Genomic DNA, 23,860 nt, shown 5'->3' with positions numbered 1-23,860 from the left:
AAAGATGTTATGTATTTAAGCAAATTTTATTTATATAAATCTGAGCGAGGAAATGGATATGCACGTTAAATGTTGGAATTTGTCATTAAAAATGCAAAGGAACTTAAATTAAATGGCATAGTTAATAACTATATGTTATTAGGAATAAGGAGAAGGACATGAAAATAGCTATCGTTGATGATAATGAGGATGACAGAAAGAGACTGCAAGAGGAAATTACAAAAATTTGCGATAACAAATCAAGAAAAGATTTTGAAATCACAGAATTTTTTAGTGGAGAAGATTTTATAAATTTAATAGAGAAAAATGAAAACAAAAAATATTTTGACATTGTATTCTTAGACATTTATATGAATGGAATTACAGGAATTGAAACGGCAAAGAAACTAAGAGAAACAGACAATCAGTCAAAGATAATATTTATCACAACAAGTAATGAATTTGCCAGTGAAAGCTATGAAGTTAAAGCATATGACTATCTGATAAAACCATTTAGTAAAGAACGTATACTTAAAACTATGGAAAGAATATCTGAGGATGAAAAGAATAATAAAAAAATATTAGATTTACCGGATGGACAGATTATACCAATTGATTCTTTATTATATACAACTTTTTCAGGGCATTATGTAACAATTTATCTGATTGATGGAAACAAAATCCAATTAAGATGCACACAGAAAAATTTTGAAGCATGTATACAAGAACATAAGGAACTTATTCAATGCTTTAAAGGAATAGTAGTTAATATTACAAAAGTAGATGGGCTTGAGGAAGACAGATTTAAACTGATAAATAAAGAATATGTTCCAATTAGCAGGAGAAAATATGCAGAAGTAAAGAAATCTTACACAGATTATCTGATAGAGAGATTAAGACAAGGGGAGGATATATAAATGTCTAATTTAAGAATATTTGAGATAATATTATATTCGTGTCTTAATTTAATTCCATACTTAGGACTTGCAATTTATCCCTTTATTGATAAACTACGTTTTTCAAAGAAAACAACAATGTTTTTTGCAATTATTCTTACGATATTTCAAAATGCGATGGGGATATATGCAACAACCTGTTCGCAAAGTCAGAAAGGACTTATTTCCCTAATAAGTACGGTAAGTTATGCAGCGTTCTATTTTATTGCCATAAAAGATTATTTTGGAAAACTTGTATTTGTGCTTCTTATAGTATCAAATTTTGCTAATTTTATTGTAATGGCAGGAAAATGCATGGAAGGTCACATATTCCCACAAATGGCCATACAGAATAACCGTTGGACATTTTCATTATGCACAATAATTGTGCAGATAATATTTGTACCAATTATATTTATATACTTTAAAAAATATATAAAAGGTCTTGCAGACATTAAAATTAATGGAAAAATGTGGAGATACCTATGGATGATACCTGCCACATTTTATTTATTCTGGTATCACGGTCTGTATTTTAACTCTAAATCTTCATTGGAACTTGCTTTAAATTATGTCAGTCTAATATTTACATTTTTAGTAAATGTAGGTGCGCTTTTGGTATATGGAGTATTAATCAGTGCAATGTTTGAATTTGAACACAATTTAAAACTGCGTGATGAAAATAAGCAGCTTGCACTTCAGAATCTTCGTTATGACGAAATGAAAAAACAGATGGATGCAACAAGAAGGGCAAGACATGACTTGAGACATCACATAAGTGTTGTACATGCAATGGCACAGAATAATGAATGCAAAAAAATAGAAGAGTATCTGGGAAAATATCTTAAGCATTCATATTTGAAAAATCCAATTGTATATTGTGGAAATTTTGCATTAAATACGGTGCTTGTATATTATGTGCAGGAGGCTGAAAAATCAGATATAAGTATAAATGTAGATGTTTCTATTCCAAATGAAGTAAATATCAGCGATTCAGATTTGACAGTGTTATTTGGAAATTTGCTCGAAAATGCTATTGATGCATGCAAAAATATAGAAATAGAAAAAAGAAAAATTGATTTAAAAATACATAAACCAAATGCAGAAGCAATAGTATTTTCAATAGATAATACATTTGACGGAAATATAAAAATGAAAGGAAACAGATTTTTGTCAACAAAAGAAAATGGTAGTGGAATAGGAATTGAATCCGTAAAATATGTTGTAAATAAATATGAAGGAGACATTAAAATAGAAATTAACGAAAAGAAATTCTGTGTTAGTGGAGTATTATTGCAACCACCTGAAATATAAAGAAAATATAGAAATAAAAAGGATACCGGCTTTATATGAGTCAGGTATCTTTTTTATTACAACCACTTGATGCCTAAAATTAACCGTTTGACGCCAGAACATAGAATTGAAATATAGTCTTATTCTATAATAAAACATGAAGTAAATTGGAAAAATATACATATCTAAATGGGAGGGCAAATATGAGAAAAAAAGTGACACGATTTTTAAGTATGACACTACCGTTGGCAATGATTTTTACTAATAATTTCATGCCTGTCAGTACATATGCAGCTACTGATAATAGTGAAGAAAACGTAATGTATGCAGACAATATAGCATATGACAAGACTACAGGACACTTGTATAAATTGACAAGTGAGGAAGGAAATTATGAGCGGGTTTTGGCTTTGGCAAAAGAAAGCGGAGGCTATCTTGCATGTATTTCCAATGCAAGGGAAAATGACATCGTTGCGAATGTTATTTCAGAGCAAGGTGCTAATACATCATCTTATATTGGACTTATAAGAAATGAAGAAAATCTTGATGAATGGCTGTGGGCAGATGGAAGTGAAGTAAGTTATACTAATTGGAATGATGGCGAACCAAACAACAAGAATGAAAAAGCAGGAGAGGTTTACGATAATAAAAGATCAAATGGTGCAGGAAAGTGGAATGACTGCAATACGACTTCACTTCGCACAGGTGTTATAGAATATGATTCATGTATTCATCCTAAATCACAGAACGTTATAAAGGATAGAACTTTAGCTGACTGTGAACAGGGAGGGTATACCGGAGATGTTTACTGTGGATTTTGTAATGAAAAAATAAGTGACGGCGAAGAGATTGAAGCTAGAGGACATTCTGATGCAGTATTAGATGAAAGCACAGTTAAAGAAGCTACATGTACTGAAACCGGTTATTCGGGTGATAAGATTTGTCCTGTTTGCGACAAGGTATTAGAGCAGGGCAAAGTGCTTAAGGCAAATGGACACAAAGAGGCTGAACAGGTTAGAAATGCCAAAAAAAGCAGTTGCTATCAGAAAGGCTATACAGGAGATAAATACTGTGAAGTATGTGATGAAACTTTGCAGGAAGGAAAGGCAATTCCTAAGCTTGAGCATGAATACGAAAATGATGTATGTAAAAACTGCGGAAGAGTAAATAACGCTCAGGTAGACGTAACATATAGCTTAACGAAAACAATAGATTGTCCGTATACAGTATTTCAATTTACGGCACCTGAAAGTGGGGGATACACATTTACAGGAGATTCAGAATGGGATAGCTATGGATATCTTTACAAGGCAGATAAATTTAATGATTCCGTAATAAGTGCAGGAATGGAAATGTATTATGCCAGATTAAAGGACAATAATGCATCAACACCACGATTAAAAGATTATTGGATAAGTGATGATGATAGCGGAATTGGTCCAGCGCCTAAGATAACTGCAGAACTAACAAAGGGAGAGACATATTACTTTGTTTTTGGACCTTATATAACAGAATATGGAGATTTTAAGCTGACAATAACGTGTGCGCATACAAAAACGCATGTTGAAGGAAGAACACTTGAAAGCTGTGAGCAGGGAGGCTATACCGGAGATGTTGTGTGCGATATATGTGGAAAAGTAATAGAAAATGGCACTACAGTTGAACCTTCAGAGCATACGCCGGGTGATTTAGAGAATGCCAGAGAGAACAGTTGTTATTTAGACGGCTATACAGGAGATAAATACTGTACGGTATGTAATACGCAACTTCAGCAAGGAGAAGTAATTCCTAAACTTGAACATGAATACGAAGATGATGTATGTAAAAATTGTGGAAGAGTAAATAATGCTCAGTTAGATATAACATACACTTCAAAGACAACAAAAGATTATCCGTATACAGTATTTCAATTCACGGCACCGGAAAGTGGAAGATACACATTTACAGGAGATTCAGACTGGGACAGCTATGGATATCTTTACAGGGCAGATAAATTTAATGATTCCGTAATAAGTGCAGGAATGGAAATGTATTATGCCAGATTAAAGGATAATAATGCATCAAGACCACAATTAAAAAACTATTGGATAGGTAATGATGGTGGTAATAACCTGGCACCGAAGATAAATGTAGAACTAACAAAGGGAGAGACATATTACTTTGTTTTTGGACCTTATTCAACAGAATATGGAGATTTTAAGCTGACAATAACGTGTGTGCATACAAAAACGCATGTTGAAGGAAGAACGCTTGAAAACTGTGAGCAGGGAGGCTATACCGGAGATGTTGTATGCGATACATGTGGAAAAGTAATAGAAAATGGCACTACAGTTGAACCTTCAGAGCATACGCCGGGTGATTTAGAGAATGCCAGAGTGAACAGTTGTTATTTAGATGGCTATACAGGAGATAAACACTGTACGGTATGTAATATGCAACTTCAGCAAGGAGAAGTAATTCCTAAATTCGAACACGAATATGAAAATGATGTATGTAAAAACTGTGGAAGAATAAGAAATGTACAGAAGAATAAAGTATATGATACTCAAATAACTAAAGACTTACCAATTCAGGTAATAGAATATACTGCAGATAAGGATGAATATGTTAGTTTTTATTGTAGTAATAAAACCGGTTGGGACAGTTATGGATTCTTATTTGATTCAGAGAATTATAGTGATGAAATGATAAGAAATGAGCTTGATAAATTCTTTGATGAAGACGAATACAAAATACGATTTAATAATGCTCTTGACTCTGATGATGATGGTGGAAACAATGGAGCTCCACAGGTTGAATACGAGCTTACTAAGGGTGAAAAATATTATTTTGTAGTTGTACCTTATGGCTATAATGATGAGTATGAATATGGCGAATTTACCATAACTGTTGGTTGTGCACATTATAATATTCATGTAGAAAATAAAACAATTAATAGTTGTGAAGAAGGAGGTTATACCGGAGATATTATCTGTGATGATTGTGGAGAAACAGTAGAAGAAGGAGTAACCATAGAACCTCACAGTGAACATTCTTATTATGAATATAACAGAAAAGATGCAACGTGTAATGAATATGCAAAGACTTATTACAGATGTAGGTATTGCAATGCTAAGAAAACTGAAATAGATACTAATGCAGGATATGGTTCACATAAATATGAATTTGTAGGTAGCATAGAAGCAACATGTACAACAGACGGATATCTTGGAGATTACAAGTGTATATATTGTGGAGAAGAAAGTGAAAATCAGCCTACAAATAAAATTATAAAAGCATATCATGATTATCCGGAAGGAAGCAGAAATCAATATTTTATATATGATTATAATATGGTCAAGGCAACATGTGAAAAGGATGGTTATACCGGCGATGTATACTGCCCAATTTGTAAAGAAACAATAGAAAAAGGCAAAGTAATAAACAAATTAGGTCATTCATTTAAAGATGGTGTTTGCGAGGAATGTGGTGCAGAAGAAGAATTCGTAAAACAACAAAAAGACGGATATTTTGAAATTACTACATTTGAAGACCTGATATTATATTTGAAAAATATTTACAGTGGTATTAATGGAAAACTTATGAGTGACATTACATTCCCTGAAAACTATGAGGATGAAGATGATCTTATAGGAAATGTGAATGCAGTAAATATTATTTTTGATGGTAATGGCCATTCGATATCAGGAATCAACCAAAGAGGAGAAAACAGACCATTATTTAATTTTGTTTATTCTAGTGAAATAAAGAACATTAATATTAAATATGTAAATGAAAACTTTACAAGTGGAATGGCTGCAGACATAGCAATTGGAGCAAAAAATTCAGTTTTTAGAAACTGTAGTGTTAGTGGTAACAAAAATCTTAATAACCTTAATGACTGTTTATCAGCAATGGTTTGTTTTGCGGATAATTGTAAATTTATCGGTTGCACAAATAATGCTAATGTTACAGGTACGGGATCAGGTGGAACAGCAGCAGGAATTGCATATATAATAACTGAAAATACTATTGTAGAAGATTGTGTGAACAATGGAAAATTATCTATGCAAAATGGCATGGCAGCAGGAATTGCAGTCAATGTATATTCAAGCACAATTAAGAACTGTATAAATAATGGTAGTATTAATGGCTATAATATAGCAAGCGGAATAGTAATTGATGTTCAGGGAGAACTTATTCCGGGGACAACTGAGATATCAGGTTGCATAAATAAGGGAAGAATAGAAGCAAATAGTTACTATGATCATTATGCATCCGGAATCTGTTCTAAATATAAAGGTAATTTTGATTCACCGGGGAAACTAATAATAAGTAATTGTGTAAATGAAGGATATGTCAAAGGTGGTACAGTAGCCGGAATTATTTGTGAAGCCAATGGAAAGTTAGAAATAACAAGTTGTGAAAACAATGGAAATATTGATGGAGATGATAGCGCAGCAGGAATCTGTGAATATATAAATAATGCACAGAATCACAACAAAATAAAAATTAGTAATTGTAAAAATAACGGAGATATATCAGCAGAAAGTGCAGCCGGAATAGTTGATTATGGATATTACTTTGATATTAACAATTGTATAAATAATGGAAATATTTTATCTGACAGATATGGCGGAGGAATATTAGCATATGTATATGGTGTAAATGGTTCTGAATTAATTAATAATGGCGATATAAATGCATACGAATATGCCGGAGGAATTTGTGCATATGATGAAGGAAAATCAACGTATGATAAATTATACAATTCAGGAAAAATTGATACTAGAAATATTGCAGCAGATAAGAATAGTCTTGTAAATTCTGATGAAGAAATAAACGTAACTAACTCAGAAGAAAAACATGTACATAACTATGATAGCGAAGCAAATATTATTAAAGCAACATTAGAAGCTGACGGTTACAGGGAATTTAAGTGTTATTGTGGTGACAGTAAAAAAATTGCAATAAGCAGAATTGATAGTGTTAATATTTCAAATGAAAAATATGAATACACTGGAAATTCAATTGCATTACCAACAGTAACAGTTACTGATGCAGCCGGTGAAATTGTATCAGACCAGTATTATACAGTTACATTTAAAAATAAAACTACAGGTGCTGCGGTTACTGAAATTAAGGACGCAGGAACATATGAGGTTATAGTAACATTTAATACATTATATGAAGGTGAAGTTGCAAAAGAAATTACAGTTGTAAATAATTCCGGAACAACTCCGGCAGATACAACACCGGGAGGTACAAATAATTCCGGAACAACAAATGTAAGCAATTCTGATACAACAAACAAAACAGACAATGATAACTCTGTTACAAAACCGGGCAAAGTTAAGAAGGTGACAACAAAGGTTAATAAGAAAAAGAGTGTTATCATTAAATGGAGAAAACAGAAAGCTGTTACAGGATATCAGATTAGATATTCAGTTAACAAAAAGATGAAAAAAGCAAAAATTAAAACTATTACAAAGAATAATGCAAAAACTGTTCTTAAAAAATTGAAACCTGGAAAATACTTTGTTCAGATTCGTGCATACAAAGTGGTGAACGGAAAGAAAGTAGCAGGAAAATGGAGCAGCAAAAAGGTTGTAAAAGTAAGTAAATAATGTATAATCTAGAAAGAGGGTCAGATTTATCTGGCTCTCTTTTAAAGTGAAATTTGCAACGAATAGCCGTCGATTAAAGAGAGGGCAAATATCATATTATTAAGGGAAAAAGCAAATTAGATTATAATTACATAAAAAATAGAACAGCGTAAATAACATAATATTAGGAGAGAAATCATGTCAGGATATTTAATAAAAGATACAACAAGAGAAGAAAGAAAAAAGATAGTTGAGGAGTCGCTTGGAAACATAGAGGCTAACTGTGACGGATGTATGGCCGGACTTGCTGAAATGTATAATGATTACATTGATGGAAAGAGAGAAATAAGAGATATCAATATGGAATTTAATGCAAGATATGTTAAAGGCGATATGGAAAAAGATAATGGAAGAAGTTGCCCAATGTAGATGGGCAAACTACTCCGTTATTTAAAATAATTATTACAATATTTACAATTTTTTCTGAAGTAAAAACAAGCGGTTCATACCATCCTGCCACGGATAAGGAAATTCAAGATAACGAATAATTTCATAATGTTTTTCAAAACTTTGTTTCCAGGAAGCGGTATCTAATTCACGATATCTAAGAACGCCATTCTCCTCGAAAAGATTATCCTTTATCTGAGTGAATCCCCATGCCTTCATATCAGATTTCTCATAATATGGATTGAGTTTAACGAACATAAGTCCTGAAGGAACAAGCAAATCCGTAAGCCGTCTAAAAGTCTTTAAAGCAACATCCTTAGGCATAACATCTAAAACGTTAGATAAAATAATACCATCAAAACTATTACTATTATAATTATCAAAAAAAGAAATATCGCCAATTTGGAAATCAAGATTGTGATAATTGTTTACGGAAGCAAATTTTTTAGCAAATTCAATTCCTGTTTCAGATAAATCCACTCCTAGTCCTGAATCTGTATTTCCAAATTCATAGCACTGAAAAAGAATATCTCCTGTTCCACAACCAAAATCTAATATGTTTTTGCATTTGCTTGCAAATATATCAAGGCAAATATCAAACATAGGCTCAACAGATAATGATTTTCCCTTTAAATCTACAATTTTACAATTAGAATAAACATCATTCCACATGTTTATTGAACGGTCGTAATCACGCTTGATAAAGTCTCCATTATTAGCGGTATTGTCAGAAGAATCGGATAATTTGTTGATATTTTTTTGAAATTTTGATTCCATTTTAATTCACCCCACTTCTAAGAAAAAAATTGATTGATAATAGAATAATTATAACTTATTAAAAAATATTTTGTTATTTTTATTTTTACAAGTATACAATTTTATCTTTATTTTTGATATAGTGAATAGTGAGATTGTAGAGGAACTAATGATGAAAATGGGGAGAGGAAAAAAATTATGACATTACAGGAATTTATTACCAAATTCAATGTAAAATTAAATAAACAACAGTTAGAAGCAGTGCAGAGCGTTGAAAAACCTACACTGCTTTTAGCTGTGCCGGGAAGCGGAAAAACCACGGCTTTGGTTACCAGATTAGGATATATGATTTACTGCTTAGGAATTCGTCCGGAAGAAATCCTAACAGTTACATATACTGTGGCTGCAACAAATGATATGCGAAAAAGATTTGCATCTATATTTGGAGACGAACTTGCTGCAAGACTTGAGTTTAGAACCATAAACGGAATATGTGCAAAAATAATAGGATATTGTGAAATATGTGTTGGGAAAAAAGCATTTGATTTGTTGACTGATGAGGGATATAAAACAAAGCTTTTGTCTGCAATTTACACAGAACTGGTTCATCAATATCCGACAGAAAGCGATTTGAAAAACATAAGCACATTAATTACGTATATAAAAAATATGCAACTTTCAAAAGAAGAGATAGATAAAGCTGGTAACGAACAGGACATACCACTTTTAAAAATTTATAGCGCATATTGTGATGAAATGAAAAAGCAATCACTTATGGATTATGATGACCAAATGGTGTATGCCCTGACTATGCTAAAAGTATCGCCACAGATTTTAGAATATTTTCAGGAAATGTATAAATATATTTGTGTGGATGAGGCACAGGATACCTCTAAAATTCAGCATCAGATTATCGCCTTACTTGCAAGTAAATATAAAAAAGTATTTATGGTAGGAGACGAAGACCAAAGTATTTATGGGTTTAGGGCAGCCTACCCTGAGGCACTTCTTTCATTTGAAAAAAATTATAAGGACGCAAATGTATTGTTAATGGAAGAAAATTTCAGGTCAAATGCAAAAATAGTTTATGCTGCGGATAAATTTATACAGAAAAATAAATTCAGACATGAAAAACATATGAAAGCATTTAGAGAATCAGGGACTGAAATACAGAAAATTCATTTGAAAAACCGACGTGCACAATATAGTTATCTGGCAAAAGTAGCTGAAAATACAGATGTAGAGACAGCGGTGCTTTACAGGGATAATGAGAGCATTATTCCGGTGGTTGATTTGTTAGAAAGAAAAGGAATTGCATATAGAATTAAAAATGCTGACCTGACTTTTTTCTCGCATAGGGTTGTGATGGACATAAAAAATATTATCAGATTTGCAATGGAGCCAACGAATACAGAAATTTTTATGCAAATGTTTTACAAGATAAATACTTATATGAGTAAAGCCGTGGCAACACAAGTATGTAAAATAAGTCAGGAAAGAGGAATTACAATTTTGGATGCAGCCATTGATTATGGAGATGTTCCCGCGGGTACACGTAAAAGTGTAAAATCGATGCAGACACATTTGAAAAGAATGCTTGAAGAAAGTGGTGGCAAGGCAATTTATAGAATTATACATTCTATGGGATATAAGGAATATTTAGACAGGTCAAATATAAAGGATAGCAAATTAAGTATAATTCAGGCAATCGCATATAATGAGCCGTCTGCATTAGCTTTAATAAACAGATTAGATGAACTTGCGATGCTTATAAAAGAAAAGCCTTACGATAATGGATGCAAATTTATTTTATCAACAATTCATTCAAGCAAAGGTTTAGAGTATGACAAAGTATACATAATGGATGCAGTTGATGGAATTTTTCCTGAAAATGTTATAGCAAATTATGAAACATGCAAAGCAAAAGGCGAAGAGGCAAAAGAGTATGAAGAAGAAAGAAGACTTTATTACGTAGGTGTAACCAGGGCAAAAAATGAACTTTGCATATTTGAATTTGACGACGGTTCTACATTTACAAATGAGTTGCTTGGAATCGAAAATAAAAATAGTGCAAATTCTAGTGATATATATGGAATACCAGGTAGATTGTCAACCCGAAGTATGTCAAAATCATCGTCTTATAAAAATAGCATAGATTTAACTAAACCAACTTCTTATCAGAAAACGGAAACGAAACGCAAAAAAATTACGGAGTCTGAATATGCCGATAAAATAGAAGAAATTTATTTGACAGGAACAGTTATGCATAAGAAGTATGGTTTAGGTAAAGTACTTAAAATATCCGGTGATTTGCTTGAAATCGAGTTCGATGGAAGAGTAACAAAATGCAAATTAAAGTTTATGATGGAACATTCGCTGATTGAGTAAATTACGCAGGTTGTCTTGTGGAAAAGAAAATAATTGTATATAATTGTGAGAGTGCTTGGCACGGAACCATCCGTAGGCATCAAAGTCGGGGAAGTTTGCCACGACAACATATAATGATGTCGGCACAATTTAGTTAAAATAAACATTTGGAGAATAAAATGGACGAAAATTTGAAAAAAGAAATAGAAAATCGAAGAACATTTGCAATTATTTCTCATCCTGATGCAGGTAAGACTACATTAACAGAAAAATTCCTGTTATACGGAGGAGCAATAAATACAGCTGGTTCAGTAAAGGGAAAGGCAAATTCAAAATATGCGGTTTCTGACTGGATGGGAATTGAAAAGGAAAGAGGAATTTCAGTTACTTCATCAGCATTGCAGTTTAATTATGAAGGATATTGTATCAATATTTTGGATACTCCGGGACATCAGGATTTCTCGGAAGACACATACAGAACATTGATGGCAGCAGATTCCGCAGTAATGGTAATTGATGCATCAAAGGGTGTTGAAGCACAGACAATCAAACTTTTCAAAGTTTGTGTAATGAGACATATTCCAATTTTCACGTTTATCAATAAGATGGATTTGGAAGCAAGGGATCCATATGAACTTTTAGAAGAAATTGAAAATGTCTTAGGAATAAAGACTTGTCCTATAAACTGGCCAATCGGTTCAGGTAAGAGATTTAAAGGCGTTTATGACAGAGATACAAAGAAAATATCAATGTTTCAGGCAGTATCTGTTGGTGGCGCAAAAAGCGCAGCGGAGACAACTTATGATTTAGAAGATGAAGCCTTTAAGAGCGAGGTTGGAGATGAATTATATGACCAGCTTATGGATGATGTAGAATTGTTAGACGGAGCAAGTGAACCATTTGATCAGGATTTAGTTGATAAAGGTGAATTATCTCCGGTATTCTTCGGTTCAGCTTTAACTACATTTGGTATAGAAACATTTTTGGAACATTTCTTAAAAATGACAGAATCACCACTTCCAAGAATGTCAGATATAGGACTAATAGATCCTATAACAGAACCATTTTCGGGATTTGTATTTAAAATTCAGGCAAATATGAATAAGGCACATCATGATAGAATTGCATTTATGAGAGTATGTTCGGGCAAATTTGATGCCACAAAAGATGTGTTCCATGTACAAAGTGGAAAGAAAATGAAATTATCAAGACCGCAGCAGATTATGGCACAGGATAGAAAAGTAATTGATGAGGCTTATGCAGGAGATGTAATTGGTGTATTTGATCCCGGAATTTTCTCTATTGGCGATACAATTTGCACTCCGGGCAAAAAATTCACTTACGAAGGAATACCTACATTTGCACCAGAACATTTCTGCCGACTTGTAGCACTTGATTCTATGAAGCGTAAGCAATTTATGAAAGGTGTAACACAGATTGCTCAGGAAGGTGCTATACAGATTTTCCAGGATTATAATCTTGAAATGTCTGAAATTATCGTGGGTGTTGTAGGAACACTTCAGTTTGATGTGTTAAAATACAGAATGGAAAATGAATATAGCTGTGATGTAAGACTTGAACCATTGCCATATGGTCATATAAGATGGGTAAAAGACCCGGCTACAGATTTAAACAGCATAAAATGCCCAAGTGATACTAAGAAAGTTAAGGACATGAAAGGAAATCCTTTGATTTTATTTACAAATGAATGGTCAATAAGACTTTTATTAGAAAGAAACGAAGGAATCGAGCTTACAGAATTTAAGAAGAATTAGATTGATTGGAAAACCGGTTTTGGAAACTTGTAATTTAATTTATAAATGAGTTAAGGAAACCGGTTCTGAAAACTTGTAATTTAATTTATAAATGAGTTAAGGAAACTGGTTTTGGAAAACTTGTAATTTAATAAAACCGAATTAAAGAAAATATAAAAAGGATGGAATCTTTGTTATGGGATTTCATCCTTTTTATATGTTAAAGTCTGGTCGCGGATTATGTAGATTAGAAATAAAGGGGGAATTTGTTGCTTTAACGGTATGTAAAATAAAAGCAGGCTTGAAATTTCTCTTTTGAAAATTCCCAAATGAGTAATAAAAAAATGACATAATACAAGTTAGAGAATAAAACAAGCCCGGGAAACATGATAAACAGGCAGGCCACAACCCGGCAAAAAAAATGTGATATTATTCTTTCCTGAATTGTTATATTATTAGAAAGATCTTTCAAAGCAACAAGGAGGAAAGCAGTGGAAACGCAAAAGTACAAAGAATTTGTATCGGAATATGCAAATATGGTATTTAAAATTGCTTATAATTATTGCCGAAACAAATATGATGCCGAAGACATAGTCCAGAATACATTTTTAAAACTTTTACAATATAAAGGCGAATTTGCTGATGGTGAACATGCAAAAAGATGGCTTATAAGAGTGACTGTAAATGAATCGAAAAACATGTGTACATCATTTTGGCACAAAAGAATAGTTTCGCTGGAAGAATCCAAATCAGATGCCGAATTTTCTTTTGAAAATGATGAAGAATCAGAACTATATGATGCAGTAATGAAGCTTGGCGAAAAATACAGAATAGTAGTTCATTTGTATTATTACGAAGAATATTCAGTAAAAGAAATCGCAGAAATATTAAATATAAAAGAGACTACAATTCAAACAAGACTTATGAGAGCTAGAGCAAAAATTAAAAGTATGGTCAAAGGAGATTGGTTAGATGAATAAATATAAAGGAATGTTTGACAAAATAAATATTTCAGACGAGTGTTTAAGAAAGGTGGAACATATGGAAAAGAATAATCACAAAATAAAGAAATTCAGAATACGTTATGTGGCGGTTGCAGCAGTTATGTTTGCTATATTCGCAATGACAGATGTTGTGTCTTATGCGGCAACCGGAAATGGAATAACAAAGCATGTCCATGTATTTTTGGAAAACAATAGCGATAAAAAAGAACTTAAAGAAAATGGCAAAGGAAAATACATTTACGAGGGCGAAGACAAGAAGTATGAGCTCGAAATGAATGAAGACGAAATGGAAAAAGAGGGCATAAATGCTGAGGTAAATGTTGATGAAAGTAGCGGAGAGGTAAATATAGAACTAAAGGCAAATTAATCAAAAAAATAAATTTAAAAATAAATATATGTCGACAAATAAAAACAAACAAAAGAAGTCCACAGGCGAATTAAAATTATGAAATTCTCTTGTGGGCTGTTTTTATGCTTTAAAATAAGTGAAAACAGAACAGAGTTTCGAAAAAATAGCAAAATCGAGTCCTGAAAAAGGGACAGTGAATATGAGAAAATGGAGTCATAAAAGGAAAAAGAAAAATAGCAGCTATAAAGGAGGAAAAAATGATGGCAGATAAGATTTATTTTACAATTACAGGAACAGGATTTTTTGAAGGTGACGAATTTTTTGAAAAGGATATGGAAGTGCTTCTTGAGAAAGAACCGGACAACAAATATGACCACGAAGCAATTCTTGTAAAAATGCCGGGAATTGGAAAAGTTGGGCATGTGGCAAATAGTTGTAGTACAGTCATTGGCGAGTCATATAGCGCCGGACGTATTTATGACAAAATTGGCGACACAGCAGTTGGAAAAGTGCTTTACAAAATGCCAAGAGGAATTTTGTGTGAATTAGTAAAACCAGTAGATGAAATTAAATTTTAAAGAAGTTATTGGAATTAGAATTATGGTGTAGCTGAAATGGAAAATGATAGTACAAATAATGAAATAATGTATAAATAAGGAGGCAAATTATGGGATTTTGGAACGGAAAAGTAGATGGACCTTTAGATAAGATGTTTGATTTTAACAGAGACGGAAAATTAAATGCTTGGGAAAGAGCAATGGAACTAGGATTATTAATGGATGATGAAGATGACTACCAGGATGATGATGAATTTGATGAGGATATGGATAGTGACTTTGATGATGACGAGTTTGACGACGATGAAGAAAGTGAAGAACTGATGGAAGAAGATTGGGATTCAGATTACGATGAAAGTGATGAGTGGTAGAAGCAATTATAAAAATAAATTGACATAACGTTATATATATAATAAGATTGAGTTAACAATTTCTACTTCAGTAGATTAAGATAATTTGGTCTGATGTATCGTATATAACGCTACAAAAAGCGTTATATTTTTATAAATTAATTTAAAAATTTTGACATTATCTTATAAAAGAGGAGGAGCAAAAATGAACAAAAATGAAACAATATTTAGTGAAACTATAGGACAAACGTATGTATCAAAAACATTAAAAAATACAATGATTCCAATTGGAGCAACACAATTAAATATCGAAAAGAATGGATTAATTACAGAAGATAAGATAAGAAGTGAAAAGCGACAAGAGTTGAAGGAAATAATGGATGATTATTATAGATACTTTATTAGTAATATGTTGTCAGGAAATTTAGCCAAAACTATAGAATGGGGGGAATTATTTGACGCAATAGATAATAACTATATTAATAATTCAGATAAAACGAAAAATGAATTAGAAAACATTCAAATGAAAAAAAGAACGGAATTAAATAAACTCTTTAAATCTAATGATGATTATAAAAAGATGTTTAATGCAAAATTATTATCTGATATTTTACCTGAATTTATAAATAAACAAAAAATAAGTAATACCGAAAAAGAAGAAAGATTAAACACAGTAAACTTATTTAATAAATTTACTTCATCCTTTACAGATTTTTTCACAAATCGAGAGAACATTTTTGCAGATGATAAGTCTACTTCAATTTGCTACAGAATTGTAAATGAAAATGCATGGATTTTTTATCAAAATTATCTAATTTATAACAAGATAAAGGAAGATGCGGAAAAAGAAATTATAACAATAGAAAATAATAATGTAGATGGCTTAGATGGATTTACATTAAATAGTATTTTTAATTTTGATTTCTATGGTATGTTAATAAATCAAAAAGGAATAAGATTCTACAATGATATATGTGGAATTGTGAATGCACATATGAATTTATATTGCCAAAAATATAAAAAAAAGGCTGCAAAATATAGACTCAAAAGAATGCATAAACAGATATTGAGTATTGATGAGTCAACATTCGAAGTACCTAAAATGTTAGAAAGTGATAAAGAAGTTTATGACTTAGTCAATGGTTTTTTATACAAGTTAAATGAAAAAAAGGTTTTAGATAGAATAAGGAAAATCAGTGAAGATGTAACAAGCTATGATTTAAATAAAATATATGTATGTGAAAAAAATTATGAAAATTTATCTTTGTTTATGTGTCGAAATTGGAGCATACTTAGAGATTCTATAAAAGCATTTTATCAGGAAAATACAACAGGAAGTAGCGCAGGAAAAGAAAAAAAGATAGAGAAATTAATGAAAGAAGATAAATATAGAAGTTTACAGAATATAAATGAATTAATTAATAAATATAACAGTAATTCTATAGAAAGAAAGGCAGAAGAATATATTGTTAATATAAATGAAAAATTAGAAAATAAAGAACTTGTTCAATTAACAAATAACGAAGATATAAGTTTAATAGAAGATGAAGAAAGCGGAGAAGAATTAAAGCGTGTTTTAGATTTAATAATGAGTATAAATCATTGGATAAAAATGTTTATTATTGATGAAGAAGTAGATAAAGATATGGCGTTTTATACTGAAATAGAAGATATATATTATGAGTTAGAACCGCTTAAATCTATATATGACAAAGTACGAAATTATATAACTCAAAAGCCTTATAGCAAAGAAAAAATAAAGCTCAATTTTGGAATCCCTACATTAGCAAGTGGATGGTCAAAAACTAAGGAGTATGATAATAATGCTATTATTTTAATTCGTGAAAATAAGTATTATATTGGAATATTCAATGCAAAAAATAAGCCGGACAAAACAGTTATTGAAGGACACAAGAAAAAAAGCGACAGCGATTATAAAAAAATGGTGTATATGTTTTTACCAAAACCATATTTAATGCTTCCAAAGGCATTTCTTTCTAAAAAGGGAATTGCGACGTATAAAACTTCTGAATATATACTAGATGGATATAAAAAGAAAAAGCATATTAAATCTAGTAAGAATTTTGATGTAAATTATTGTAGAGAATTAATTGATTATTTTAAGGAGTGTATTAATAAAAGAGATGAATGGAAAGGATATAAATTTAAGTTTTCAGAAACATCCACATACGAAGATATAAATGATTTTTATAAAGAGATTGAAAAGCAGGCATATACAATTCAGTGGACCTATATAGATGAAAAAGATATAGATGAGATGAATGAAAAGGGACAATTATATTTATTCCAAATATATAATAAGGATTTTTCAGATAAAAGCACTGGAACTAAAAATCTTCATACTATGTATTTTGAAAATTTGTTTAGCGAAGAAAACTTAAAAAATATTGTACTTAAATTGGATGGAAATGCCGAAGTATTTTTCAGAAAATCAAGCATTAAGCAACCTATTATTCATAAAAAAGGAAGTATTTTAGTAAATAAAGGTTACAATGAACAAAAAGAAAATGAAGAAAGAAAGACTATACCTGATGAAGTATACACAGAACTTTATAAGTATTTTAATAAAATTGGAGAAGTAAAATTATCAAATGAAGCAAAGAAATTAATAGATGAAGGTAAAGTTGAGTACTTTACATCTGATTACGATATTGTAAAAGATTATCGATATACTGTAGATAAATATTTTCTCCATTTACCTATAAAGATAAATTGTAATGCAGAAAATTATTCACCTGTAAATGATATTGCATTGAAGAATATTGCTGAAAATAATGATATGCATATTATTGGTATAGACAGAGGAGAAAGAAATCTTATTTATGTTTCAGTAATTGATTTACATGGAAATATTATAGAGCAGAAGAATTTCAACATAATTAATGGAGTGAACTATAAGGAAAAATTAAAACAAAGAGAAAGTGAACGTGACAGTGCCAGAAAGAATTGGAAACAAATTGGAAAAATCAAAGATATAAAAGAAGGATATTTGTCTTTGGTTATTCATGAAATAACAAGCTTAGTATTAAAATATAATGCGATAATTGCTATGGAAGATTTAAATATGGGATTTAAGAGGGGGAGATTTAAAGTTGAACGTCAAGTATACCAGAAATTTGAAAATATGTTGATAAGTAAATTAAATTATTTAGTTGATAAAAATAAAGCAGTAAACGAAGAAGGAGGAGTATTAAAAGGATATCAAATGACATATATCCCTAAAAGTTTGAAAGAATTAGGAAGACAATGTGGATATATTTTTTATGTTCCGGCAGCATATACCTCAAAAATTGATCCAACTACAGGTTTTGTATCCGTTTTCAATTATAAAGAAATGGATGATGAAAAATTTGTGACAAGTTTTGATTCAATCAAATATGATAAGAACAGACAAAAGTTTGCTTTAAAATTTGATTATACAAATTTCATAACGCACAATGTTAAATTAGCAAAAAATGAATGGACAATTTATTCTAATGGAACAAGAAAAATAAGAAAGTATAGGAATGGCAAATGGAATTCACCGGACAATGTTAATTTAACGAATGAAATAATTAAATTAATGGAGCAGTATAACATTCAATATGATAATGAACAAGATATATTAGAACAGGTGGAGACATTAGAAACTAAAAATAAAAATAATTTCTGCAAAGAAATGAAAAAATTAGTTAAGTATATTGTGCAAATGAGAAATAGTTTACCTGATAATAATTCAATTGAATATGATGAAATTATTTCACCGGTATTAAATGAGTCAGGAGAATTTTATAATTCAGAAGAAAAAAATAAAAAATTACCTCTGGATGCAGATGCAAATGGAGCATATTGTATAGCACTTAAAGGATTGTATGAAGTAAAACAAATCAAAAATAATTGGAAGGAAGGCGAAAAGTTTCCTAGGAAAACACTAAAAATATCTCATAATGATTGGTTTGATTTTATACAAAATAAAAGGTATTTATAATGGATGATATTATTAAAATTTCAAATATAAATGATTTTATATTTTGCCCAGTTTCCATTTATTTTCATAATTTATATGGAAATCAGGAAAAGCTGATGTTTCAATCGAAATATCAGCTTAATGGGACAAAATCACATGAAACTATAGATAAAAATAAGTATTCAACAAGTTCTGATAAGATTACTTCGTTAGAAGTATATTCTGAAAAGTTTAGAATAATTGGTAAAATTGATATTTATGATAAGAAAAAGGAGCTTTTAGTAGAAAGAAAAAAACATATAAAAGAAATCTATGATGGATATGTATTTCAATTATATGCTCAATATTATTGTATGACAGAAATGGGATATAATGTTTCAAAACTTCAAATTAGAAGTTGCGATGATAATAAAATATATAAAATCAAATTACCTGATGAAGATAAATCAATGAAAGAAAAATTTGAAAATACAATTAATGATATGAGAAATTTTGATATAGAACAATATCATCAAGTTAATGGATTAAAATGCCGAAATTGTATATATGAGGATGCATGTGATAGAGCTATGAATCGAGGGGAATAATATGTTAAGTGCAAATGATTTTAGCAAAAAACAAATAATATTCTTGTTTACTAATACAGGTGAAAAATTATCATTTTCAAATGATAACATTGTAATAAAGGGCAAAGAGGGAAAAATAAAACACCAGTCTACATGCTATAGATTATTTATGGTATGTGTGGTTGGAAATATATCAATAACTAGTGGATTGATTCAACGCAGCAAAAAATTTGGATTTGCAATTTGTTTGATGTCAACTACGTTTAGAGTATATGAAATAATAGGAAGCAGAATGGAAGGAAACACAATGCTTAGAAAACGTCAATATGAATACACTCAAAATGACATAGGCAGAAAGATAGAACAAAATAAGATAGCAAATCAAATGGATACTTTGAAAAATATAAGAAAAAAGACTGAGGAAATAAAAGAAGGAATAGAATTTCTTCAAGATATGATTGACAAATTAAATGAACCTTTAAATTATTTGGAAGTAATGGGAATAGAAGGAAATGCTGCAAGAGTTTACTTTACGAGGGTGTTTAACAATGTTAAGTGGAATGGAAGAAAACCTAGAATAAAAAATGACTATATTAATGTTACATTGGATATAGGATACACAATGTTGTTTAATATTGTAGATGCAATATTACAAATATATGGGTTTGATACTTATTATGGAGTATTTCATAAATGTTTTTATATGAGAAAATCTTTAGTATGTGATTTGATGGAACCAATGCGTCCAATTGTGGATTATTCAGTTAGAAAGGCAATTAATTTAGAACAATGTAAAAAAGAAGATTTTGAAGTGTATGATAACAGATGGGTATTAAAGTATAAAATGAATTCGAAATATATACAGTTTCTCATGAAAGATATTCTGGAATATAAAGATGAAATTTTTGTTTATATACAAAAATATTATAGATTTTTTATGAAAATGAAAAGTGTTGAGGAATTGCCGAGGTTTGAAGTACATTAGAAAAAAGGGGAGAAGAATATATGATAGTGGTGAGTTACGATATATCAGATGATAAACTGAGAACTAAATTTTCAAAATATTTATCCAAATTTGGTCATAGATTACAATATTCAGTATTTGAAATTGACAATAGCAAACGTATAGTTGATAATATAGTTACTGATATAAAAAATCGTTTTGAAAAATGTTTTACACAACAGGATAGTGTTATTATATTCAAACTGTCTTCAAGTTGTGAAGTACTTAGATTTGGTTATGCAAAAAATGATGAGAAAGATTTCTTTATAATAACATAATGCAAACCTAAGTCTTAATTAATTAAAATAAAAGTTATTCAACAAAATTATGTGCAAAATAAATAAAAAAATATATAAATATAAAGAAAATTCAACTCAAAATTGTGAATAATGACAATGTAGGAGTTTGAATAACTTATAATTTCTACTAATTTGTAGATCTCACATAATAAAGATAACGCTTATTAGTTTGAATAACTTATAATTTCTACTAATTTGTAGATAATAGCCAATACCAAAGAAGATTATTAAGTTTGAATAACTTATAATTTCTACTAATTTGTAGATCTACATTGATACCGATAGTATAAAAAGTTTGAATAACTTATAATTTCTACTAATTTGTAGATTGACAAAATTAATTCCTGTAACCACTGTTTGAATAACTTATAATTTCTACTAATTTGTAGATCCTGAAAACTTTCGCATTCCTCTACTCGTTTGAATAACTTATAATTTCTACTAATTTGTAGATTTTTTTGTGGGAGGATATGTTTTTTTGTTTGAATAACTTATAATTTCTACTAATTTGTAGATATACTGCTGTGTTTATCTGTAACATAGTTTGAATAACTTATAATTTCTACTAATTTGTAGATAGAGAAGTAGAAATGTTATTTATAAGGTTTGAATAACTTATAATTTCTACTAATTTGTAGATCATTCCGAACTATACGGAACGTGGCTATGTTTGAATAACTTATAATTTCTACTAATTTGTAGATAAATAGTGGCGTTTGCTTTGGGCTTCGTTTGAATAACTTATAATTTCTACTAATTTGTAGATAGGAACCAAGTCAACTTTATCCGTCAAGTTTGAATAACTTATAATTTCTACTAATTTGTAGATGCAGTTCTGTAATATGCCGTGATGATGTTTGAATAACTTATAATTTCTACTGATGTGTAGATCTCATAATCAAGCTTATCCATGTTTTGTTTGAATAACTTATAATTTCTACTGATGTGTAGATTACCTCTCTTTCTATTCTGTATACTCAGTTTGAATAACTTATAATTTCTACTGATGTGTAGATAGTCAAATAAAGCGACTGTGCTATTAGGTTTGAATAACTTATAATTTCTACTGATGTGTAGATAAAATACGATGATAGACCGTTCTGGAAGTTTGAATAACTTATAATTTCTACGGATGTGTAGATCGAGTGGATTTAATCTGTCGTTAGTGTTTGAATAACTTATAATTTCTACTGATGTGTAGATTGACAATTAACTCATCCCCGGAAGAAAGTTTGAATAACTTATAATTTCTACTAATGTGTAGATAGCTTTACGACAAGCATCTAAATCAGGTTTGAATAACTTATAATTTCTACTAAAATATGGTAGATAGAACCTTGTAGTTTCGAATAAATATAAAAATTGGTTGCAAAGGTAACTGCTAGTTTGCAAAAGTAGTAGCATGGAAAAACTAGCAGTTTAAATTGCAATTAAATCTTTAAATATTCCCCTACAAGTCCCATCTATTGGACACCAAATATGTGATAATTACCTCAATAAAAGAAAAACATTCTTTTACCACACAATTTGTAAAATATTTATAACACATGATTGGAGGTTAATTATGGGAATTTGGAATGGAAAGGCAGATGGACCGTTAGACAAGTTTTTTGATTTTAATAAAGATGGTAAATTAAATACATTTGAAAGAGGCATGGAATATCGCTTTATGAACGAAACAAGAAATCAGAATAGCCAGAGAAAACAGTATGGAGATTATGAAGATAGTAGTTCCAGATATCATAACAATGAGGAAAACAATGGCAGGACCTACAGCAAGAATAATGATAAGAGTAATAACAACAACAATAATGACAAGAGTAATAGCAACAACAATAAAGTTGACAACAATGACGATAACTATGGCAAACAAAATGGTGGAGGTGATTCAACCATGAAAAACAACAAATCAACTTCAGTTATAAAATTTGTCATATTAATAGTAGCCATATTTGGATTAATATACGGCTTTAAATCAATTTATACTAACATAAAAACATGCGCAGAGCCCGGTTGTAATTTTAATAAAGAAAAAGGATTTGATTATTGCTATCGTCATATGAAAGAGCATGGGCTTGATTATGATTTTCCTGATTTGGAAAATGATACAACAGAAAATGATGAAACCTACGAAGAAGAGACAACCCGTTATGACATCATAAATAATACTCAGAAACCAACTAGCAACAGCAACACATATGAAAGAGAGACAACAAGAAAAACTTATAATTATTCAAATAGCTCTAAAAAACATTATTATTATGATGACTCATACGACGATGGATATGATGATGTAATATCAGATGACGACTATGATTATGACCGCTATGATGAAGATGATGATTATGCAGATGGTGTTGACGATGCAATAGATGAAATGATGGAAGAGGGAGAAGGCGATTGGTAGATTTGAAGAAAGTGCTTAAGTTTTATTGAATTAAATCCCAAGTTTACCCGCTTAATATAGAAACACAAAGTGCTACAACAACACAAAAAATGTCATAAAATTTTGCCATAAAAAATCCATAAAATCTTTGCAAATAAATTTCAAATCTATTCCCTCAACACCCATTTTATGCTATAATACTAGTAAGAAATCGAGACAGGCTAGGACGGTGGCTTGCTCATATGGAAACTCAGGATTGCATT

Annotated in this window: 16 protein-coding genes and 1 CRISPR repeat array; of the genes, 15 read left to right on the top strand and 1 reads right to left on the bottom strand. The window is 30.4% G+C overall.

The features are described 5' to 3' along the window. The first annotated feature begins 158 nt into the window (after positions 1-158). The 4 genes from N5B56_RS11210 to N5B56_RS11195 all read left to right on the top strand — a co-directional run bounded on the left by N5B56_RS11210 (position 159) and on the right by N5B56_RS11195 (position 8,221). Positions 159-896, top strand: coding sequence for a LytR/AlgR family response regulator transcription factor (locus N5B56_RS11210; protein WP_022088991.1), 738 nt, complete (start codon positions 159-161; stop codon positions 894-896). Next, positions 897-2,228 (top strand): sensor histidine kinase, encoded by a 1,332-nt coding sequence (locus N5B56_RS11205; RefSeq protein ID WP_022088992.1) that lies wholly within the window; start codon positions 897-899, stop codon positions 2,226-2,228. A gap of 182 nt (positions 2,229-2,410) precedes the next feature. After that, positions 2,411-7,813, top strand: coding sequence for a lectin-like protein (locus N5B56_RS11200; RefSeq protein WP_260978970.1), 5,403 nt, complete (start codon positions 2,411-2,413; stop codon positions 7,811-7,813). A 177-nt stretch (positions 7,814-7,990) separates the two neighbouring features. Then, a complete protein-coding gene (locus N5B56_RS11195) occupies positions 7,991-8,221 on the top strand; it encodes a purine biosynthesis protein PurH (RefSeq protein ID WP_117908290.1) in 231 nt (76 codons plus the stop codon). 42 nt (positions 8,222-8,263) lie between these two features. Here N5B56_RS11195 and N5B56_RS11190 read toward each other — a convergent pair whose 3' ends face one another. Continuing rightward, entirely contained in the window at positions 8,264-9,016 is a 753-nt protein-coding gene (locus N5B56_RS11190) for a class I SAM-dependent methyltransferase (protein WP_260978969.1), read from the bottom strand. A 177-nt stretch (positions 9,017-9,193) separates the two neighbouring features. Here N5B56_RS11190 and N5B56_RS11185 point away from each other — a divergent pair, with 177 nt between their 5' ends. From N5B56_RS11185 to N5B56_RS11135, 11 genes are all read left to right on the top strand, one after another. Further along, on the top strand, positions 9,194-11,383 hold the full coding sequence (locus tag N5B56_RS11185; protein ID WP_260978968.1) for an ATP-dependent helicase: 2,190 nt from the start codon (positions 9,194-9,196) through the stop codon (positions 11,381-11,383). Positions 11,384-11,541: 158 nt separating this feature from the next. Then, positions 11,542-13,137 (top strand): peptide chain release factor 3, encoded by a 1,596-nt coding sequence (locus tag N5B56_RS11180; RefSeq protein ID WP_260978967.1) that lies wholly within the window; start codon positions 11,542-11,544, stop codon positions 13,135-13,137. 470 nt (positions 13,138-13,607) lie between these two features. After that, the gene (locus tag N5B56_RS11175; protein ID WP_118564924.1) at positions 13,608-14,096 is read left to right on the top strand and encodes an RNA polymerase sigma factor; all 489 of its coding nucleotides are present in this window, start codon (positions 13,608-13,610) and stop codon (positions 14,094-14,096) included. Beyond that, positions 14,089-14,487 carry a hypothetical protein gene (locus N5B56_RS11170; protein ID WP_260978966.1) on the top strand — a complete coding sequence of 133 codons (399 nt, stop codon included), beginning with the start codon at positions 14,089-14,091 and terminating at the stop codon, positions 14,485-14,487. Before N5B56_RS11175 ends, N5B56_RS11170 begins: the two co-directional genes overlap by 8 nt. Before the next feature lie 242 nt (positions 14,488-14,729). Continuing rightward, on the top strand, positions 14,730-15,047 hold the full coding sequence (locus tag N5B56_RS11165) for an HIRAN domain-containing protein (protein WP_260978965.1): 318 nt from the start codon (positions 14,730-14,732) through the stop codon (positions 15,045-15,047). Between the two features lie 89 nt (positions 15,048-15,136). Continuing rightward, positions 15,137-15,397: a hypothetical protein gene (locus N5B56_RS11160; RefSeq protein ID WP_260978964.1), complete on the top strand. Its 261-nt coding sequence runs from the start codon at positions 15,137-15,139 to the stop codon at positions 15,395-15,397. Between the two features lie 184 nt (positions 15,398-15,581). Continuing rightward, positions 15,582-19,364, top strand: coding sequence for a type V CRISPR-associated protein Cas12a/Cpf1 (gene cas12a / locus N5B56_RS11155; protein WP_260978963.1), 3,783 nt, complete (start codon positions 15,582-15,584; stop codon positions 19,362-19,364). Beyond that, on the top strand, positions 19,364-19,930 hold the full coding sequence (gene cas4 / locus N5B56_RS11150) for a type V CRISPR-associated protein Cas4 (protein ID WP_147585347.1): 567 nt from the start codon (positions 19,364-19,366) through the stop codon (positions 19,928-19,930). The genes cas12a and cas4 overlap by 1 nt, the downstream gene beginning before the upstream one ends. 1 nt (position 19,931) lies before the next feature. Beyond that, on the top strand, positions 19,932-20,894 hold the full coding sequence (gene cas1, locus N5B56_RS11145; protein ID WP_260978962.1) for a type V CRISPR-associated endonuclease Cas1: 963 nt from the start codon (positions 19,932-19,934) through the stop codon (positions 20,892-20,894). A gap of 20 nt (positions 20,895-20,914) precedes the next feature. Next, entirely contained in the window at positions 20,915-21,190 is a 276-nt protein-coding gene (cas2, locus tag N5B56_RS11140; RefSeq protein WP_147585349.1) for a CRISPR-associated endonuclease Cas2, read from the top strand. Between the two features lie 125 nt (positions 21,191-21,315). Then, a CRISPR array of direct repeats spans positions 21,316-22,539; the repeat unit is 36 nt; unit sequence GTTTGAATAACTTATAATTTCTACTAATTTGTAGAT. Between the two features lie 236 nt (positions 22,540-22,775). After that, positions 22,776-23,618 carry a hypothetical protein gene (locus tag N5B56_RS11135; protein WP_260978961.1) on the top strand — a complete coding sequence of 281 codons (843 nt, stop codon included), beginning with the start codon at positions 22,776-22,778 and terminating at the stop codon, positions 23,616-23,618. Positions 23,619-23,860: the final 242 nt, after the last annotated feature.

It is taken from the genome of Eubacterium album (assembly GCF_025336545.1).
In the GTDB taxonomy this organism is placed as follows: Bacteria; Bacillota; Clostridia; order Lachnospirales; family Lachnospiraceae; genus Eubacterium_U; species Eubacterium_U album.
The sequence above is the reverse complement of the archived record's forward strand: the minus strand, read 5'-3'. Positions and strand labels throughout refer to the sequence as shown.

Excerpts from the sequence above, each read along its gene's own strand:
- N5B56_RS11200 (WP_260978970.1), top strand. The coding sequence starts at position 2,411 with ATGAGAAAAAAAGTGACACGATTTTTAAGTATGACACTACCGTTGGCA.
- N5B56_RS11165 (WP_260978965.1), top strand. The coding sequence starts at position 14,730 with ATGGCAGATAAGATTTATTTTACAATTACAGGAACAGGATTTTTTGAA.
- cas1 (WP_260978962.1), top strand. The coding sequence starts at position 19,932 with ATGTTAAGTGCAAATGATTTTAGCAAAAAACAAATAATATTCTTGTTT.
- N5B56_RS11190 (WP_260978969.1), bottom strand. The coding sequence starts at position 9,016 with ATGGAATCAAAATTTCAAAAAAATATCAACAAATTATCCGATTCTTCT.
- N5B56_RS11170 (WP_260978966.1), top strand. The coding sequence starts at position 14,089 with ATGAATAAATATAAAGGAATGTTTGACAAAATAAATATTTCAGACGAG.
- N5B56_RS11205 (WP_022088992.1), top strand. The coding sequence starts at position 897 with ATGTCTAATTTAAGAATATTTGAGATAATATTATATTCGTGTCTTAAT.
- N5B56_RS11180 (WP_260978967.1), top strand. The coding sequence starts at position 11,542 with ATGGACGAAAATTTGAAAAAAGAAATAGAAAATCGAAGAACATTTGCA.
- N5B56_RS11210 (WP_022088991.1), top strand. The coding sequence starts at position 159 with ATGAAAATAGCTATCGTTGATGATAATGAGGATGACAGAAAGAGACTG.
- cas2 (WP_147585349.1), top strand. The coding sequence starts at position 20,915 with ATGATAGTGGTGAGTTACGATATATCAGATGATAAACTGAGAACTAAA.
- cas12a (WP_260978963.1), top strand. The coding sequence starts at position 15,582 with ATGAACAAAAATGAAACAATATTTAGTGAAACTATAGGACAAACGTAT.
- cas4 (WP_147585347.1), top strand. The coding sequence starts at position 19,364 with ATGGATGATATTATTAAAATTTCAAATATAAATGATTTTATATTTTGC.
- N5B56_RS11160 (WP_260978964.1), top strand. The coding sequence starts at position 15,137 with ATGGGATTTTGGAACGGAAAAGTAGATGGACCTTTAGATAAGATGTTT.
- N5B56_RS11185 (WP_260978968.1), top strand. The coding sequence starts at position 9,194 with ATGACATTACAGGAATTTATTACCAAATTCAATGTAAAATTAAATAAA.
- N5B56_RS11195 (WP_117908290.1), top strand. The coding sequence starts at position 7,991 with ATGTCAGGATATTTAATAAAAGATACAACAAGAGAAGAAAGAAAAAAG.
- N5B56_RS11135 (WP_260978961.1), top strand. The coding sequence starts at position 22,776 with ATGGGAATTTGGAATGGAAAGGCAGATGGACCGTTAGACAAGTTTTTT.